The 18,528-nt window shown below is 43.5% G+C and carries 10 protein-coding genes and 1 pseudogene; 8 read left to right on the top strand and 3 right to left on the bottom strand.

The annotated features are described in order from the left end of the window. Positions 1-123 precede the first annotated feature (123 nt). The 4 genes from C6H00_RS05175 (at position 124) to nusA (ending at position 11,478) form a co-directional block, all read left to right on the top strand. Entirely contained in the window at positions 124-8,787 is an 8,664-nt protein-coding gene (locus C6H00_RS05175) for a DNA-directed RNA polymerase subunit beta/beta' (RefSeq protein WP_104749956.1), read from the top strand. Between the two features lie 215 nt (positions 8,788-9,002). Then, positions 9,003-9,590: an HP0729 family protein gene (locus C6H00_RS08825; protein WP_233704436.1), complete on the top strand. Its 588-nt coding sequence runs from the start codon at positions 9,003-9,005 to the stop codon at positions 9,588-9,590. 16 nt (positions 9,591-9,606) lie between these two features. Then, the gene (locus C6H00_RS08820; protein WP_233704435.1) at positions 9,607-10,275 is read left to right on the top strand and encodes a hypothetical protein; all 669 of its coding nucleotides are present in this window, start codon (positions 9,607-9,609) and stop codon (positions 10,273-10,275) included. Positions 10,276-10,347: 72 nt separating this feature from the next. Further along, positions 10,348-11,478: a transcription termination factor NusA gene (nusA, locus tag C6H00_RS05165; RefSeq protein WP_104749955.1), complete on the top strand. Its 1,131-nt coding sequence runs from the start codon at positions 10,348-10,350 to the stop codon at positions 11,476-11,478. Here the strand turns inward: nusA and C6H00_RS05160 are convergent. Continuing rightward, the gene (locus tag C6H00_RS05160; protein ID WP_104749954.1) at positions 11,475-12,779 is read right to left on the bottom strand and encodes an anaerobic C4-dicarboxylate transporter; all 1,305 of its coding nucleotides are present in this window, start codon (positions 12,777-12,779) and stop codon (positions 11,475-11,477) included. The two genes, nusA and C6H00_RS05160, sit on opposite strands and share 4 nt — an antisense overlap. A 12-nt stretch (positions 12,780-12,791) precedes the next feature. Beyond that, positions 12,792-15,134 (bottom strand): VirB4 family type IV secretion/conjugal transfer ATPase, encoded by a 2,343-nt coding sequence (locus C6H00_RS05155; protein WP_104749953.1) that lies wholly within the window; start codon positions 15,132-15,134, stop codon positions 12,792-12,794. A gap of 56 nt (positions 15,135-15,190) precedes the next feature. Between C6H00_RS05155 and C6H00_RS05150 the strand changes: the two genes are divergently transcribed. Further along, positions 15,191-15,943, top strand: coding sequence for a type IV secretion system protein (locus C6H00_RS05150; protein ID WP_104749952.1), 753 nt, complete (start codon positions 15,191-15,193; stop codon positions 15,941-15,943). On the opposite strand, the gene C6H00_RS05145 is transcribed toward C6H00_RS05150, so the two are convergent. After that, the gene (locus C6H00_RS05145; protein ID WP_104749951.1) at positions 15,936-16,727 is read right to left on the bottom strand and encodes a hypothetical protein; all 792 of its coding nucleotides are present in this window, start codon (positions 16,725-16,727) and stop codon (positions 15,936-15,938) included. The two genes, C6H00_RS05150 and C6H00_RS05145, sit on opposite strands and share 8 nt — an antisense overlap. Before the next feature lie 70 nt (positions 16,728-16,797). On the opposite strand from C6H00_RS05145, the gene C6H00_RS05140 reads away from it, so the two are divergent. The 3 genes and pseudogenes from C6H00_RS05140 to C6H00_RS05135 form a co-directional block, all read left to right on the top strand. Continuing rightward, positions 16,798-17,817 carry a hypothetical protein gene (locus tag C6H00_RS05140; RefSeq protein ID WP_104749950.1) on the top strand — a complete coding sequence of 340 codons (1,020 nt, stop codon included), beginning with the start codon at positions 16,798-16,800 and terminating at the stop codon, positions 17,815-17,817. Continuing rightward, on the top strand, positions 17,807-17,941 hold the full coding sequence (locus C6H00_RS08980) for a hypothetical protein (protein ID WP_267891998.1): 135 nt from the start codon (positions 17,807-17,809) through the stop codon (positions 17,939-17,941). Before C6H00_RS05140 ends, C6H00_RS08980 begins: the two co-directional genes overlap by 11 nt. 219 nt (positions 17,942-18,160) lie before the next feature. Further along, positions 18,161-18,528, top strand: a pseudogene (locus C6H00_RS05135) (RNA-guided endonuclease InsQ/TnpB family protein); the annotation flags it as partial.

The raw sequence follows: 18,528 nt of genomic DNA, 5'->3' as shown, positions 1-18,528 counted from the left end.
TCTGTGGAGGGGGAAATGCTATAAGGGGATTTTCATGCGTATTTGCTAAAGCAGACATTTTAGGTAAATGCGCGTGGCTATTTATCTACAATGCCAACTTTACATATTCCACAAAGGTTTAACATGCAGTATTCAGCCTTGAATCAACGCTTGCGTGCAGATTTTACTAAAATATCTCAAGAGTTGGAAGTTCCCAATTTATTACTTTTACAAAAAAATAGCTATGAGGCTTTTCTCCATCCCAAAGGGGGGCGTGAGAGTGGGATTGAGCGAGTGTTCAAATCAGTATTTCCTATTCACGACACCCAAAACCGCATCACTTTAGAGTACGATGGTTGCGAGTATGGTAAGAGTAAATACACGGTGCGTGAGGCAATGGAGCGGGGCATCACCTATTCTGTCCCTCTTAAAATCAAAATCCGCCTTATTTTGTGGGAAAAAGACCCTAAAACAGATGAGAGATTAGGTCCTAAAGACATTAAAGAGCAGAGTATTTTTATCCGAGAAATCCCTTTAATGACTGATCGCACCTCTTTTATCATCAATGGAGTGGAACGGGTGGTAGTTAATCAACTACATAGGAGCCCCGGGGTGATTTTTAAAGAAGAGAAGTCTACCACCAGTGCTAACAAGCTTATCTATACCGGTCAAATCATTCCTGATCGCGGTTCATGGCTCTATTTTGAATACGATGCTAAAGATACTTTGCATGTACGCATTAACAAACGCCGTAAAGTTTCTGCTACGATTCTTTTCCGCGCATTAGGTTATAGTAAACAAGATATCATCCGCATTTTCTACCCACTTTTAAGGATTCGTTGTGTGGGAGAAAAATATTATATTCCTTTTGCAAGCATCAATTTGGATCAACATTTTGATTTTGAACTCAAAGATGATAAGGGTAATGTGCTTGTTGGTGCTAACAAAAAATTGAGCAACAAGCGGGCCAAAGAACTCAGAGCAAGTCAGATTGAATGGGTAGAATATCCTAGCGACATTCTGCGTAACCGCTACTTGGTTGAACCTATTTTGGACGCGCAAGGCGATCTGCTCTTTGATAGCCTCACCCTGCTAGAATCTGCCAAATTAGAAAAAATTCAAGAAGCGGGCGTGAGCGAGTTTGTGATCGCTAATGATCTGGCTTTAGGACATGACGCTGCCTTGATTCAATCTTTCTTGGGCGATGCAGACGCATTGCGCTTACTTAGACAGAGTGAAAAAATCGAGGATGAGAGTGCCTTAGCCGCCATTCGCATTTACAAAGTGATGCGCCCGGGCGATCCTGTAACCCCTGATGTGGCTAAAGCCTATGTGCAACAACTCTTTTTTGACCCTGAGCGTTATGACTTAACGATGGTGGGGCGCATGAAAATGAATCATAAGCTACATGTCAAAGTGCCCGATTATATTACCGTGCTTACCCATGAGGACATTATCGCCACCATGAAATACTTGATCAAGATCAAAAATGGACAGGGACAAATTGATGATCGGGATCACTTGGGTAATCGGCGCATTAGAGCGGTGGGTGAACTCTTGGCCAATGAACTCCATGAGGGTTTGATGAAAATGCAAAAAACCATCAAGGACAAGCTAAGCACGATGAATAGTGCCTTAGAAAATCTCATGCCCCATGATCTTGTCAACTCTAAGACCATTACCAGCACGATTTTAGAATTTTTCATGAGCGGACAACTCTCTCAGTTTATGGATCAAACTAACTTACTCTCAGAAGTTACGCACAAACGCCGTATTTCTGCATTGGGTGAAGGGGGCTTGGTTAAGGATCGCGTGGGCTTTGAGGCTAGAGATGTGCACCCCACTCACTACGGGCGCATCTGTCCTATTGAAACCCCTGAGGGGCAAAATATCGGATTGATCAACACCCTCTCTACCTTTACACGGGTGAATGATTTAGGTTTCATCGAAGCTCCCTATAAAAAAGTGATCAATGGTAAAGTGAGTGAGGAAGTAGTCTATTTAACCGCCATCCAAGAAGAAGGGCAGGTGATTGCTCCTGCTAGTACGCGTATAGACGCACAGGGTTATATTCAAGATGACTTTTTAGAAACCCGTGTGAGTGGGGAAATTGTCATGCGTGAAAAAGACAAGGTTACCTTGATGGATTTGAGCTCGCGCATGCTGGTGGGTGTGGCGGCCTCTCTTATTCCTTTCTTAGAACATGACGATGCTAACCGCGCCTTGATGGGGACTAACATGCAACGCCAAGCCGTGCCCCTCTTAAAAGCAGAAACTCCCATTGTGGGGACCGGCATTGAGAGCATTATTGCGCGCGATTCGTGGGGAAGTGTCAAAGCAACGCGTAGTGGGATCGTAGAAAAAGTTGATTCTAAGAACATTTATATTTTAGGTGAGGGCGAGCAAACCTATATTGATGCCTATCTTTTGCAAAAAAATCTGCGCACCAATCAAAACACCTGCTTTAACCAAACTCCCATTGTTAAGGTGGGCGATCGTGTGCAAGCTGGACAAATTATTGCCGATGGCCCTAGCATGGATTCTGGGGAATTGGCTTTGGGGAAAAATATCCGTGTGGCGTTCATGCCTTGGAATGGCTATAACTTTGAAGATGCGATCGTGGTGAGTGAAAAAATCACCAAAGACGATGTCTTTACCTCTGTGCATATCTATGAAAAAGAGGTCGAAGCGCGAGAGCTCAAACATGGTATTGAAGAGTTTACCGCAGACATTCCAGATGTCAAAGAGGAAGAAGTCGCTCATTTGGACAGCGGAGGAATTGTCAAAATTGGGACTTATGTCAATGCCGGAATGATTTTAGTGGGCAAGGTTTCGCCTAAAGGCGAGATGAAAAGCACCCCAGAGGAGCGTTTGTTGCGCGCCATTTTTGGAGACAAGGCCGGGCATGTGGTGAACAAATCACTTTATTGTCCCCCTTCCTTAGAGGGAATTGTGATTGGGGTGCATATTCTCACCAAAAAAGGCTATGAAAAAGACGCGCGTGCGGTAAGTGCTTATGAGGAGGAGAAGGCGGCCCTAGACATTGAGCATTTCGATCGCTTGACCATGCTTAATCGCGAGGAGCTATTGCAAATCAGCGCGCTTTTCTCTAAAGAACCCTTAGAAGAGGGCACAACCCTTAATGACACCACTTACCCTAAAGGGGGCAAAATCCCTAAAGATGTGGTGATGGAAATCAACCGCTTTGGGCTGGCTTCTTTAGCTAAAAAATACAAAAAGGCTGTTCAAGATCAATTTGAGCACATTAAAGCCAACTTCTTAGAGCAGAAAAAAATCTTAGGCCAAGAGCATGAGGAAAAGCTCTCTATCTTGGAAAAAGACGACATTTTGCCAAATGGAGTGATCAAAAAAGTTAAGATTTACATTGCCACTAAGCGCAAGCTCAAAGTGGGGGATAAAATGGCTGGACGGCACGGCAATAAGGGCATTGTGTCTAATATCGTGCCCATTGCCGACATGCCCTATACTGCTGATGGCGAACCTGTAGATATTGTTCTTAATCCTCTTGGCGTGCCAAGTCGGATGAACATTGGGCAAATCTTAGAAGTACATTTAGGTTTAGTGGGCAAACAATTAGGCGGACAAATTGACGCATTGCTCAAAAACCACACTCAAGACATGCTTAAGAAGTTACGCGCCAAAATGCTAGAAATTGCCCATGTGGTCAATATCCAAAACGATAGCCTAGCCAAAATGCTAGAAAATTGCCCGGATGAAACCTTGCTTGCCTATGCGCGTGATTGGAGTTCTGGGGTGAAATTTGCTATCCCTGTTTTTGAGGGCATTAGCGAGGAGCAGTTCAAACGCCTCTTTGAACTTGCTCAAATTGATCCAGATGGCAAAGTAGAGCTTTATGACGGACGCACGGGTGAAAAGATGAAAGAGCGCGTGAATGTGGGCTATATGTACATGCTCAAACTCCACCATCTTGTAGATGAAAAAGTGCATGCTAGAAGCACGGGGCCCTATTCTTTGGTAACTCAGCAACCTGTAGGAGGTAAAGCACTCTTTGGAGGGCAACGCTTTGGGGAAATGGAGGTATGGGCTCTAGAATCTTATGGGGCAGCCCATACGCTTAAGGAAATGCTCACCATTAAATCTGACGATATTAAGGGGCGTGAAAACGCTTACAAGGCTGTGGCGCGGGGCGAACATGTGGGCGAGTCTGAAATCCCTGAAACTTTTTATGTTCTCACTAAAGAACTCCAATCTTTGGGGTTAGATGTGAATATTTTTGGAGATGAAGTGGATGAATTTGGTGCGCCTAAGCCCATTGCCATTAAAGAGGACGAACGCCCCAGAGATTTTAGCTCTTTTCAGCTCACTTTGGCTAGTCCAGATAAAATTCGCGAGTGGAGCTATGGGGAGGTTAAAAAGCCTGAAACCATCAATTATCGCACCCTCAAACCCGAGCGCGATGGGCTCTTTTGTATGAAAATCTTTGGACCTACCAAAGATTATGAGTGTTTGTGTGGGAAGTATAAAAAACCTCGCTATAAGACTATTGGAAGCTGTGAAAAATGTGGGGTGGCTATCACTAGCTCTAAGGTGCGCTCTTTCCGCATGGGGCATATTGAGCTAGCCACTCCTGTAGCGCATATTTGGTATGTGAACTCTCTACCTAGTCGCATTGGCACATTGCTGGGTATTAAGATGAAAGATTTAGAGCGTGTACTCTATTATGAAGCTTATATTGTGCAAGAACCCGGAGAGGCTTTTTATGATCTAGAGAGTACTAAACCTGTTTGTAAATACGATGTTTTGAATGAGGAGCAATTTCAAGGAATTGCGCGCCGTTATGAAGATCATGGCTTTGTGGCGCATATGGGAGGAGAGGTGATTAAGCACCTGCTCGAAGAGCTGGATTTGGTGCATCTGCTCAATAGCCTCAAAGAAGAAGTTAAAGGCACTAATTCAGATGCCAAGAAAAAGAAGCTCATCAAACGCCTTAAAGTCGTGGAAAGCTTTCTAAATTCTGGCAATCGGCCTGAATGGATGGTGCTCACTGCTCTGCCTGTGTTGCCCCCAGATTTGCGTCCTCTGGTAGCCTTAGATGGGGGCAAATTTGCTGTAAGTGATGTGAATGAACTCTATCGCCGGGTAATTAATCGCAACCAACGACTCAAACGACTTATGGAACTAGGTGCACCAGAAATCATTGTGCGCAATGAAAAACGCATGCTTCAAGAGGCGGTAGATGCGCTCTTTGACAATGGTCGCAACGCTAATGCGGTTAAAGGAGCAAACAAACGCCCATTGAAATCCCTCTCAGAGATTATCAAGGGCAAACAAGGACGATTCCGTCAAAACTTGCTAGGTAAGCGGGTAGACTTCTCTGGGCGTAGCGTAATTGTAGTAGGTCCTAATTTACAAATGGATCAATGTGGTTTGCCTAAAAATATGGCCTTAGAACTCTTTAAGCCTCATTTGCTCTCCAAACTGGAAGAAAAGGGTTTTGCAACCACTCTTAAACAAGCCAAGCGCATGATTGAGCAAAAAACCAATGAGGTTTGGGAGTGCTTAGAGGAAATTGTGGATGGTTACCCCGTATTGCTCAACCGCGCACCCACCTTACATAAGCAATCAATTCAAGCTTTCCACCCTAAACTCATTGACGGGAAAGCAATCCAGTTGCACCCACTGGTGTGCTCTGCCTTTAATGCCGATTTTGATGGCGATCAAATGGCCGTGCATGTCCCCTTGAGCCAAGAAGCTATCACTGAATGCAAGGTCTTAATGCTTAGCTCCATGAATATTCTCTTACCTGCTAGTGGCAAGGCGGTTGCCGTGCCCAGTCAGGATATGGTGCTTGGAATCTATTATCTTTCTTTAGAAAAAAAAGGTGTGTTGGGCGAACATAAAGTTTTTTCCAGTGTTGCAGAGGTTTTGGTTGCCATCGACGCTAAAGAATTAGACCTACATGCCAAAGTGCGTGTTTTACAAGATCGCCATATTCTTCATACCACTGCAGGCCGTTTGGTGATCAAATCTATTCTGCCTGAGTTTGTTCCGCCCCATTTGTGGAATAGAGTGATGAAGAAAAAAGATATTGGAGCTTTGGTGGATTTTGTCTACAAAGAAGGAGGGATTGGCAAAACAGCGCAATTTTTAGACAATCTTAAAATGCTAGGCTTCCGTTATGCTACCAAGGCAGGAATCTCTATCTCCATAGAGGATATTATCACGCCTCAAAATAAAGCGCGTCTTATAGAAAATGCAAAAGAACAGGTCAAGGCCATTCAGGGGCAATCTGAGGGGGGACACTTAAGCGAGCAGGAACGCTACAATAAAATTATCGACATCTGGACAGAAGTTAACGAAGCGATGGGCAAGGAGATGATGGAAGCCATTTCCGAAAACAAGCAAGGTTTTAACTCTATCTACATGATGGCAGATAGTGGTGCGCGTGGTTCAGCAACACAGATTAGACAGCTCTCGGCTATGCGCGGTCTAATGACAAAGCCAGATGGCTCTATCATTGAAACCCCTATTATCTCTAACTTTAAAGAAGGCTTGAATGTGTTGGAGTATTTTAACTCCACACACGGGGCGCGCAAAGGGCTAGCAGACACCGCGCTAAAAACTGCCACCGCCGGGTATTTGACGCGTAAACTCATTGATGTTGCCCAAAATGTCAAGGTCGTTCAAGAGGATTGTGGCACGCATGAGGGCATTGAAATCACGGATATTACCGTGGGAAGCGAGCTCATCGAGCCTTTAGAAGAGCGCATTTTTGGGCGGGTTTTGGTAGAAGACATTATCGATCCGCTCACTAATGAAATTTTGCTCAATACAGATACTCTTATTGATGAAGAAAAAGCCAAGAGAATCGTAGAAGCGGGAATTAAATCTGTAACCATCCGTACCCCCATTACCTGTAAAGCGCATAAGGGCGTGTGCGCTAAGTGCTATGGTTTGAATTTGGGTGAGGGTAAAATGGTTAAACCCGGGGAGGCGGTGGGCGTGGTGGCCGCTCAATCCATTGGTGAGCCAGGCACCCAGCTCACTTTGCGCACCTTCCATGTGGGTGGGACTGCTTCGCGAAGTCAAGAGGAGCGCGAAATTGTGGCCAATAATGAGGGCTTTGTGCGCTTCTTCAATGTCAAAACCTATAAAAATAAAGAAGGAAAGAATATTATTGCTAACCGCCGTAACGCGGCGATTCTTGTAGTAGAGCCCAAGATCAAAGCCCCCTTTGATGGCGAGATCCGCATTGATAACTCCCATGAAGAAGTAGTATTAAGCGTGCTAAATGAAGAGCAAGAAGCGCGTTTTGTATTGCGTAAAAGTGATGTGGCTAAACCCAATGAGCTAGCTGGGGTGAGTGGCAAGATCGAGGGTAAAATCTATCTCCCCTATGGCAGTGGTTATAAAGTGCACAAGGGGGGCAGTATCGCTGATATTATCAAAGATAGTTGGAATGTGCCCAACCGCATCCCCTATGCCTCAGAGATCACAATTAACGATAACGATCCAATCACGCAGGACATCTATGCCAAAGAAAAGGGCGTAGTGAAGTATTACAATTTAGTAGACGATCATCTTGAGCGTTTCAGAGATATTCAGGTGGGAGCGGTGGTTTCTGAAAAAGGTCTTTTTGCAGTGGTGGCCGATGAGAATGATCAAGAAGCGATCCGCCACTACATCGCGCGTGATTCGATTATTGAAACCGGGGACAATAGTCCTGTGGAAGCTACAACATTGTTGGTAAGGGCCAATCAGGAGGCAAAAAACCTCATTGCTACATGGGATCCTTACAGCACGCCTATTATTGCAGATGTGAAAGGTAAGGTGCGCTTCCAAGACATTGTTCCGGGAGTGAGCGTAACTCAAGTTGAGGATCAAAACACCAATATCAGCACAATGACCATCAATGATTACATTCCTAATGATCTAAAACCATGCCTAGTTATTGAGACAGAAACAGGGGAGGATTTAACTTATCCTCTTGAATCCAAAACCGCTATCATGGTGAACGATGGGGTGCAGGTAGAGGTGGCAGATATTTTAGCCAAAGTGCCTAAGGCTACGGCCAAGTCTAAGGATATTACTGGTGGTTTGCCTCGTGTTTCTGATATTTTTGAGGCGCGCAAAAGCAAACCCAAAGACACCGCCATTCTTTCTGAGAAAGATGGGATTGTGAGTTTTGGCAAATCTGTACGCAACAAAGAGCGGGTAATGATTGTTGCTAGCGATGGAAGTTTCTCAGAGCATTTTGTGGATAAAGGCAAGAAAATTTTAGTACACCCCGATGAGTTTGTACATGCGGGCGAGGCAATCACAGAGGGAGTGGTGAGCAGTCATGATATTTTGCGCATTAGTGGAGAGAAAGAGTTGCACAAATATATTGTCAGCGAAGTGCAAAAGGTGTATCGCGGTCAGGGGGTGAACATTGCAGACAAGCACATCGAAATCATCGTTTCACAAATGTTGCGCCAAGTGCGTATTTTAGACAGCGGGGATAGTAAGTTTATCGAGGGGGATTTGGTGAGCAAAAAACATTTTAGGGAGGAGAACCAACGCGTCCTATCTCTCAAGGGAGAACCGGCCATTGCTGAACCCGTCTTGCTTGGAATCACTCGTGCGGCCATTGGGAGCGATAGCATTATCTCAGCGGCCAGCTTCCAAGAAACCACAAAAGTGCTCACAGAAGCTAGTATTGCTATGAAAAAAGACTTTTTGGAGGATTTAAAAGAGAATGTGGTTTTGGGGCGCATGATTCCTGTAGGCACGGGGCTTTACAAGGATAAACGCATCTGTATCCAGCTAGAAGAAGATTCACATTAAGAGTTAGAGAGGGGAGATTTCTATAAAAGCACAGGTTGCCTGTGCGCTAGTGATACTTTCAAGGAAGTACGCAAAATTCGGATGCATTTTGCGCGAGACTTGCAAGCCTTAAGTGGAATCAGAAAGGTGGATTTTTCACTATTAAAAGTGGTTTCACAACGCAATTCTAGTAATATCAAGAGTTTCTAAATAGCTTGCAGAAGGGCGGTTTTGATATGATTTTCAATTTACTTCTTCTTTACAATCCTTTTTACGAAAAAGATGTGATCGAGTTACATTTAGAAATCCTCAAAAAGGATGGGAGGGTAGCTTTTGGTAAAATCCGCTCCAAGTCTAAAGACAAGGAACATAAATTTCCTCAAGCTCTGCAAGATATTTACAAAAATGTGAATAGCACAGATTTTTTACAACTCTTTTTAACAGATTGGAATAATCTTTTTGTAGCCAAAGTGGAGGCGGTGCGTAGCAACTTAGATCAGACTAGAGCTCCTAAGTACTATAAAGAAAAAAATCACGATGTGGAGGCGTGGTTTGTTATCACCGATTTAAGAGAGTTGGAGCGCAATAATTTTGTTGTGGTGCGTGATGAGCATTTGCCTAAGTTTACCACGCCCAATTACGGCGATCACACTTTCCGACTCTATGGGAACGATTACGATTATCCTCTAATAATTAATATGAAAAAACCCCATGATTATTTTGCAGATCAAGAGAAATTCTATCCCAATGTGTTTAAAACTCAGGATTTTAGAAACGCCAAACAATCTTTAATTGATGTCAATTTAGGGGTATCAGCTTTATAGTTTGCACTATGAAAGTTTGGATAACATTGTTTACGCCGAATTGGAATATCAAGCCAATAAACAAGACCCTCTTTATGATTTTAGTACCATGCTTGTCAAGTATTCTAAGATGTTAGAGCAAGAGTCGTATCTTTTGATTAAAGACCTCATCGGGTTTTTAGGCGCGATCGATCCGTCAATTCTAAATGTAGATTGCTCACTAAAACATAAAAAAGTAACACTGGAAGATATATGGAAATGTAAGAATATTGCCAAAAAAGACATCGATTTTAAAACATGCCGAGATCTTTTAAGACACTGCTGTTTTTACGAATTAAGAGAAAAATTACCTATGTTTAGTGCTTCTTTTGCCCTAGAAAAACTACCCAATGAACTTGAGAAATTTGCTAAGATTCGCAATGATGGCGTGCACGCTAGAGCCATCACCCTAAAAGAAGCCCAACTAATAAGAAGTCAAATTTTGGGTGTAGCGATCGATAAGAAGGCAACAGACATTCCTAGCAGTTTGGTCAAAAACATGCTCCAAGTCCGCCATGAGATCAAACCGCCATTCTCACTACTCTCACCCACTCAAAAACCCTCGATTGCTCCCCAAAAACCTACACCAACCCCTCCAAAGCCTACACCCACCAAATTTAAATCTAAAGGTCCTCAGATTCTCAATATTGTTGTGCGTAATAGATAAAGTTTTCGACCCTAATTTGCTATACTAGGATTCTCTTTTATAAAAAAAACGCCCCAATATTTAAGGATATAAATGGAAAAAATCTTAGACATCGTAGAGCTAATTGCCTATGAAAAAGGTTTAAGTTTAGACATGGTGAAAGAAGTTGTAAAAAATAGCATTCTCAAGGTTGCAAAAAACACTATCGACCCGCAGGCAAATTTTATCATTGATGATAGCAATAAGGATTTTACTCTCTTGCATGTTGTGGAGGTGTGCGCTGATGATGATCCCAAGCTTACCACAGACCCCACCAACACGCTTGCCCTAAAAGAAGCCCTCAAAGACGATCCTTCCTTAAAGCCTAATGATTTTCTACACTATGAAATTAGTTTGAAAGACATGAAACGAGGGGCAGTCAACGCCCTTTTTAAGGATTTAGAATTCAATATCCAAAAAAGTTTAGAGGATCAATATTTTCAAAAATACAAGGGTATGCTCAATAGCATTGTAAGGGGCGTTGTTTTAGATGTGGATAAGAATCACAACACCTTTGTAGAGATTGAGGGCGTGCAGGCGGTGCTGGCATTGCGTAATCGTATTAAGGGCGAGAGCTTCAAGGTGGGCGACACTTTGCGCGCCATTCTTAAAAGTGTGCGCTTCAGCAAACAGGGTTTGATCTTAGAGCTCTCAAGAACTACGCCTAAATTTTTAGAGGCTCTTTTACACCTAGAAGTGCCTGAGATTGCCGATAAAGAGATTGAAATTATGGGAGTTGCGCGTATCCCCGGGGATCGCGCTAAATTAGCCCTACGCTCACACAATACCCAAATTGACCCCATCGGGGCAACCGTGGGTGTTAAGGGGACACGCATTAACTCCATTAGCAAAGAGCTTTGTAATGAAAGTATCGATTGCGTGCATTACAACGAAGTGCCTGAAATTTACATCGCCAACGCCCTATCACCGGCCAATATTGTCAAAATTGAATTGAGTCAACAAACCCTAGAGGACAAGGTGCAAAAAAACGCTTTAGTAACCCTGCGGGCCGATCAAAAGAGTAAAGCCATTGGTAAAAGTGGAGTCAATGTGCGTTTAGCCTGCATGCTTACTGGTTATGAAATTGACTTTAATGTCATTGCTGAAGAGGAGAGCCCCAAAAAGAGCGGTTTGAGCATGTTAGAGTCCTTATTTAAAACCTCCCCAACTCCCCAACAATCTTAAAGCAAAAGAGGAGCTAGCAAGAAGCCTAGTGCGACAGCAAAGACAATCACAAGCACCCCGGGTAAGAAAAAAGAGTGATTAAAAATGTATTTGCCAATGCGCGTACTGCCCGTGTCATCCATCTGCACAGCCCCTAGCAGAGTGGGGTAAGTGGGCAAGACAAAGAGGGCTGAAACGGCCGCAAAGGAAGCCACCACAATATAAACATGCTGGGTATGTTCAGGAGTGATGCCCAAAGCCACAATCACGCTGGGAATTAGGGCTTTGGTAGTGGCTGCCTGAGAATAAAGAAGCATGCTAGTAAAAAACAAACCTATAGCGAGCAAAAAGGGATAGTGCACGAGCAAAGAGGAAGCAAGGGTTTTAATAGGCTCGATATAGCCCTTTACAAAGGTATCTCCTAGCCACGCTACACCTAACACGCACACGCACGCGCTCAAGCCCGCTTTAAAAGTGCTGGTGTGTACTAGATCATTGCATTTGAGCTTACAAACAAGCACAATTAGGGTTGCAATGGCAAGCATAAAGCTAATAATGGCATCGTTGCGCGGGAGAATGACCGGTTTGATCCAAGCGATGTTTTTAGAAATAGCCGTCGCATAGCACACCACAGCAACAATGCCCAACACAAAGATCAACACCGAGAGTTTAGCACTTTTGGGGATGTCTTGGTGGGAGTAGGTGGTGGTGGCATTAGAAATTACTTTATGCTCTAGTGTATTAGGAAAAAAGGTGCTGACAATAAAGGCGGTGAGCAGACACGCGCACAGAGTAGAGGGAATACAGATAGCTAGCAAAATAGGGTAAGACACTCCAAAGGGCTCTAAAAAGCCACTCATGGCGATCACAGCAGCTGAGACAGGGCTGGCAGTGATGGCTATTTGCGAAGAAACTACGGCTAGAGAAAGGGGGCGAGAGGGGCGAATATTTTGCCCCTTAGCCACTTCTACAATGACGGGCAACATAGAAAAAGAAGTGTGTCCCGTGCCCGCTAGCAAAGTTAGGGTATAAGTAACTAGCGGGGCTAGGTAATTAATGTGTTTAGGGTTACGCCGCAAAATTTTCTCAGCAATGCTCACTAAGTAATCTAACCCTCCGGCTAGTTGCATGCTAGAGATCGCTCCAATAACTGCCATGATAATAAGGATCACATCCCAAGGGATATTGCCCGGACGCATTCCTAGAAACAAGCTCAACACCACCACGCCTAATCCCCCGGCAAAACCAATCCCCATCCCTCCCAAACGCACGCCCAAATAAATCGCCCCTAAGAGCACCGCAATTTGCAATGTGAGTAACATCGCTCTCCTTTCTTAAGTTTGTTTGAGCAGATGGGTGCGCCAAGTTTGAGGGTGGGTGCGCATAAGCTCTTCTAAATATCTGGCATGAGTGGCATTAGAATTAAAGATTTGTAAATAAGGTCCTAAGTCTTCAAGATTGACATCTACAATATTAGAACTCCCATCATTCATGTTTTTGATCAAAACTTGGCGCGCGTGTAGGGGGGTGGTTTCTAAAAAATGCCTCTCCATTTGGCTGAGAGCAACGCCTAGCTCAGAGCTCAAGTCTTGGGCATGTTTTTGAGGGTAAATGATCAAAGTGCCCATGTTTTTTAGAAAACTCTTGGCATCTTGCATTTGTGCGAGCTGATGGATGTCTTGGAGGGCGAGCACCACAACCCCATTTGCCTTGCGCGCTTGCGTGATGAGGGTATTGATGTGGGCATTCAGGCTTGGATTTTGCGCGTAACTTCTAAATTCATCCACAAATAACAAAAACCCCCGATTAGCATGTAAAGATAAATGAAAAAGTTTATAAAAGATGTAATAGGCTAAAAGTCCTAAATCTTTAGAATTAAGGGTGATAGCGTCCATGTTAATCGTGGTTAGAGGGTTGTTAAGCTCTAGGCTATCCTCTAGGGCACTAAAAAGGGGGTGGTTACAATAGGGTTCTAGGCTTAAAGCGAGTTTAGAGTTATGAATCAGAGTTTCTTTAAAATCTTGAAGACTAAAGGTTTTGGGGGGCAGAGTAGAATAGAGGCTATGCAAAGCCTTATGAATGGCGTTGTTTTCTGCGATGTCTTGGGGCGTTAGATTGAGCATGGCTAGATAAAAGGAGTGCAAAAAGTCGTGGTTTTCTTGGGAATACTCTAAAGAAAGCGGGTTGATTTTAAAATGCGCCCCGCTATTGTAATTCCCTCCAAGATACTGCGTGCAAGAGAAAAGACCATAAGCGCGATCGAGGGCTAGAATGTTGAGGTGATCGTATTTGAGCGCGCTCATCATCAAAAACCCCATCAAAGTAGTTTTACCTGCCCCAGTTGCTCCGATGATCATCGTGTGCCCATTCACCTTAGCGATATTGTGTTTAGCTACGCCTAAATGGCGCACTTCTTGGTTATGAAAATTAAAGAGATAGGGAGAGTGATCCAAATTCTTAAACACACTTAAGGGCATATTCCCCCAAGAATTGCTTTTAAAACCCCGATTGGATCGCTCAAACACCACCAAACACGCCAAAGCTTGCGCGCTTTGATAACGCAATCTTGGATTAAGATGCATGCGCCCCGGGAAAAAAGAAAAATACGCCGGTTTCAAGCCCAAAGTTTCTACCACGCCGACTAGGTGCTCATTGGCCAATAAACTTAATACCTCTTGGGCGTGCTGGTTTAAGGTTTCTAAATCAGGACTTTTAAGGTGGATATTGAGTGCGCATTGTTGCAAACAGAGGCGTTTAGCCTTGATAAGTTCATGGTAATTTTCTAACTCTGCGCGCACCAGCTTTGTAAAGGTGAGGCGGATTTTTTCTTGGAGAAAAGCTAGGGCTTCTTGGGTGCTTAGAGGCTTGATCGAAAAAATAATGTCTAGTTCTTTTTGGTGGTGGAGCAAGGTAGAGAGGGCTATAGAAGTGATGCTTTGACTCCCATAGGCCTTAATTCCGATAATACAATGATAAGTGCGCGTGTTGTGCCTCTCTTGTACAAAATAATTTTGATGAAAATGCACATTAGTGGCGATATAGCTATCCTCTAAAAAACCTTGCGAGGGTTTGAGGGGAATACTAACCCCATTGATATAAGAAGCGTAAAACTCAAGGACTTCACGAGCACTTAAAAGAGTGGGTTTAAAATTGGCAAGTGTGTGTCTGATTTGTGCGATCGCTTGGTTTAAAAGAGAGAGTTTGTGCGCGTAGGGTTGATCTTCTGAAGTGGTGAGCTGGAGTTTTTTTGTCGCAAAAAAGCCTTGAATGGGCTTGGTGATGGTTTCAAAGATCAAATAATAGCGTGTGTCATAAATCGCTTTACTCTCAAAGCTTTGGATAATGGCTTGGGCATGCGCATTTTGCACGCAAGGGTTTTGCTCTAAAAGAACACGGCGGCGTTTGGTGTAAATGCGCAAAATCACCCCATCAAGTTGGCTTAAGGCGTTGTGTTTGCTCTCAAAATAGCCCTCTAAATCCTCCTTGCTCATAGCACTCAAACTCAAGCCCTCAATTTCTACCATGCCCACCAACTGCTCTTGTTTGGTGAGGATGAAGTGCGCATCATAAAGCCCCAAGATATTATTTTCCTCAGTCATAGAATAGACTTTGGGGAAGGTGCCGGTTAAAAAATCCCAAGATTTGGTGCGTAAAAAATTGCCTAACCTATGCCACATTGCTAGGAAAAATTATAAGGATTCTGCATTAAGCCCGGGTTAATTATAATTCTCTTATGAGAGATGATTTTCTGCGTGAACAACTTTTAAAAGAACTCTTGGAGCGTTTGGAGGCCAGGCAAGCTCAATTTGAAGAAGAGATCAAGACCAAGATCGATGGTCTTAGCTTTGAGCGTATGGACTTAAATAGTGTCTTTAGATTGGAGCGCAAACATACTGCAATTGCCTATAGACTCGTGGCTTTATTGAGTGTCATTAGTCTAAGTCTAGCGATTGCCATCATTGTGCTTTTGCCCCTCAAAGAAACCCAACATCATTTTATAGACTTTGCCAATCAAGATAAACATTATGCCATTATCCAGCGCGCTGATGGGAGTATTTCAAGTAATGAGGCTCTTGTGCGCTCCCTCATTGGGCATTACATCCTCAATCGCGAGTCCATTAATGGGATTGATGATCAAGAACGCTATGAGATCGTGCGTCTGCAAAGCAGTAGCAAGGTGTGGCGACTTTTTGAGGAATTGGTCGCCTCTAAAAATAGCGTTTACACTGATAGCAAAATACAGCGAGACATTCGCATTATCCACATCGCCATTTTAGAGGGAGCGCAGGGTTCTAAAATCAGCCATGTGCAAATCAAAGCTAAACTTTTCCACGAGGGAAAACCTGTTTATGAAAAGCGTTATAACATCACCCTAAGCTATACATTTGTAACGCCCCCCACATCTGATAACGCCCCCCTGCCCAAGAACCCTACAGGTTTTCAAGTTACCCAATATAGCGTTACTCAAATGCAGGAATTCAAGTAAGTTCAAACTCTTTAAGTTTTTCTAGCACGGCTTCGGGTACTGCATCTTGGTGGATTTCTGTAAAAAACACCCGATTTACGCACGCTCCCCCAGCACACGCTCCCCCAGCACTCGCATCAATCCAAAAATCCGAATCCAAAACAGGAATGGGAGCTTTTTCCCCTACAAAATGTAGAGCCTCTTGTTCTCTAAGACCCACCACCCAGCCATACCCTTCTGCAGTGTTGGTAATGGGCTTGTAAAGCTCCAAATTTAAAGCATGGTTTCTTGCATCAAAAAGAAGACCACAAACTTTGGAATCCTTGTAGGATCGTAACCAGTCAGCGCAATAAACGCCCGCATTTTCGATCTGATCTTCTTCAAATTCCTCACTAGCCCCCACGGCTCTAGCCGTCATTTTCAAGAGGTCTAGGGGGGAGGGAAGCTGTGTGAGCACATGCACATGCAAAATATTAGTCGCGGTATTGATGAGTGAGCTGGTGATAGCGCGTAATTCCTCATCAGCCATGAACACCTTGAGGGCGTAACCACTACGGGTTTTCTCTTTCATCTTGTCTACAAGAGAGGTATTATTTTTAAGTTCCTCCTCTAAGAGTTTATCAAAGCGTAAAACCAACACATCCGCCCTCAATAAAGAGGCGACCTGTTTCATGTAATTGCTATAAAGAGTGGGGTCATGCCATGGGTAGGGTTTGTGTTGCATGAGCACTTTGTGGGCATAGGCACGCGCGTCCACAATCAAGCGTTTTTGAGAGTCCTTTAATAAAGTGCGCAGGGGATTCATCTAAAGCCTTTGAGCAGATTTTAAAAACTTTGATTATACTACAACTCCGCATACTGCTAGAAAGTCGGCCGTGGATCTTTACCAACATCTTTTAAACTTTTTTATGAATCCAACCCAACAGCTTTTGTCAAGCTTGGGTGATCAGATCTTAGAAAATTTGCACCTCCCACTAATTTATAATGGGATTTTAAGTTTAGCCTTGATGATTTGGGCGTATCAAAGGGTGCGTTTGGGAGATATGTTTGCAACTAAGACGCTCTTTTCTATGGCGGGTTTTGCGGGCTTTTTTACCCTTTTTAATTACGCTTGGAAACACCCCCATGATTTTTATGGGTATTTTAAAGGCGTGCTATTCATTCCCTCAAACGCTCTTATGGAGATCATCTCATCTAGTTTACAACACGCTAATTTTGCCTTTGGAGCGGAGGGCGCACAGCTCAACTTCGCCTTTTTAATCAATCAAGCCTTCCACGCGCTAGAATTGATCATGCACACAATGGGTACATTGAGCTTGAATGCTAGCACTCTTTTAACAATAGGGGTGTTGCTCTGTGAGGGCGCGCTTCTTGCCTTAACCTTATGTTTAAGCCTCATCGTGTCTATTGAAATTTACCTTTGGCTTGCCTTAGGTATACTGGTACTCCCCTTAGGCTTTTTTGCTAGTTTGCGCCCCATTCTTTGGCTATATTTAAAAAAATGCGCAGGGCTTAGTTTTTACCAACCTCTCATGGTGCTTTGTGCCTGCTATAATGCGCAAATTCTCCAAACCCTTATCCCCGCCTCCCCATCTAACTATGAAGTGTATTTTATGGTTATCATCAGCACGCTTTTAGAACTCTTTCTTGTGTGGCGCATCCCTCGCTTTATCCAGTCTCTTTTCCACACACAAGGGAGCGTACAGGATGCTATCCAGTTAGTGGCTTTGAGCAAGAGCGTGTTAGTGCAAAATGTGTCAAATCTTAACCCCTCTGCAAACATCCATGTAAGCCATAAAAGTAAATCTAAGCCTCAGGAGATGACCTTGAATATCAAAACACTCTCTCAGCCCAGCACACCAACCACTACCATTAGGAACACACATGGGTATTAAAATTTTTCTAACACTTTTTCTTATTGTCGTTTTCAACGCCTGCTCTAATCGCATGCATGAGATGCAAAAGAGCCCATGCGCACGCGCAGAATACGCCACATTGCACCAAGTTTGGCAGACTTAAGGATTAGTGTTTGAGGTTGGTGTATGTGCAAAATCAACCAAAGCGGTGTACCTAATTACAGGTATTGTTAAATTTTCAATTTAAGTTATATGAAAGCATATATTGCATTAGTTATAAGAAATTCGATTAAAGGTAACGGCGTGCTTGTTAATGCTGTCATAGAAAAAGATCAAAGCAAAGTAAAACAAGAACTCATAGATGCGATTAATGGGGATTTAGATGACTCTAACTGAACGCCACATCATCAAACCTACACACCCAAGTTTTAAGCGCATTAAAGACTTTTGTCATTTGTCTAAAAATCTTTACAACTATGCAAACTTCATTTTAAGAGAACATTACTTTGCAGGCTTTAAGCTCCCCAGTGCTTATGACTTAATCAAATGCTTCACTAAAGAAAACCAAAGAGATTACAGAGCTTTGAGCGCTCAAAGCGCACAACAAGTGTTAATGCTCTTAGTCCAAAACTGGAAAAGCTATTTAAAGGCAATCAAAGTCTACAAACTCAAACCCTCTAGCTTTTTTGCCCGCCCTAAAATTCCCAAATTCAAGCCTAAGGAGGGCGTGGCTGTGGGGGGTTTTCCAAA

It is taken from the genome of Helicobacter cynogastricus, assembly GCF_900197855.1.
Lineage (GTDB): Bacteria > Campylobacterota > Campylobacteria > Campylobacterales > Helicobacteraceae > Helicobacter > Helicobacter cynogastricus.
Note: the sequence above shows the minus strand (reverse complement) of the source record. Positions and strands in the feature narration are given on the sequence as shown.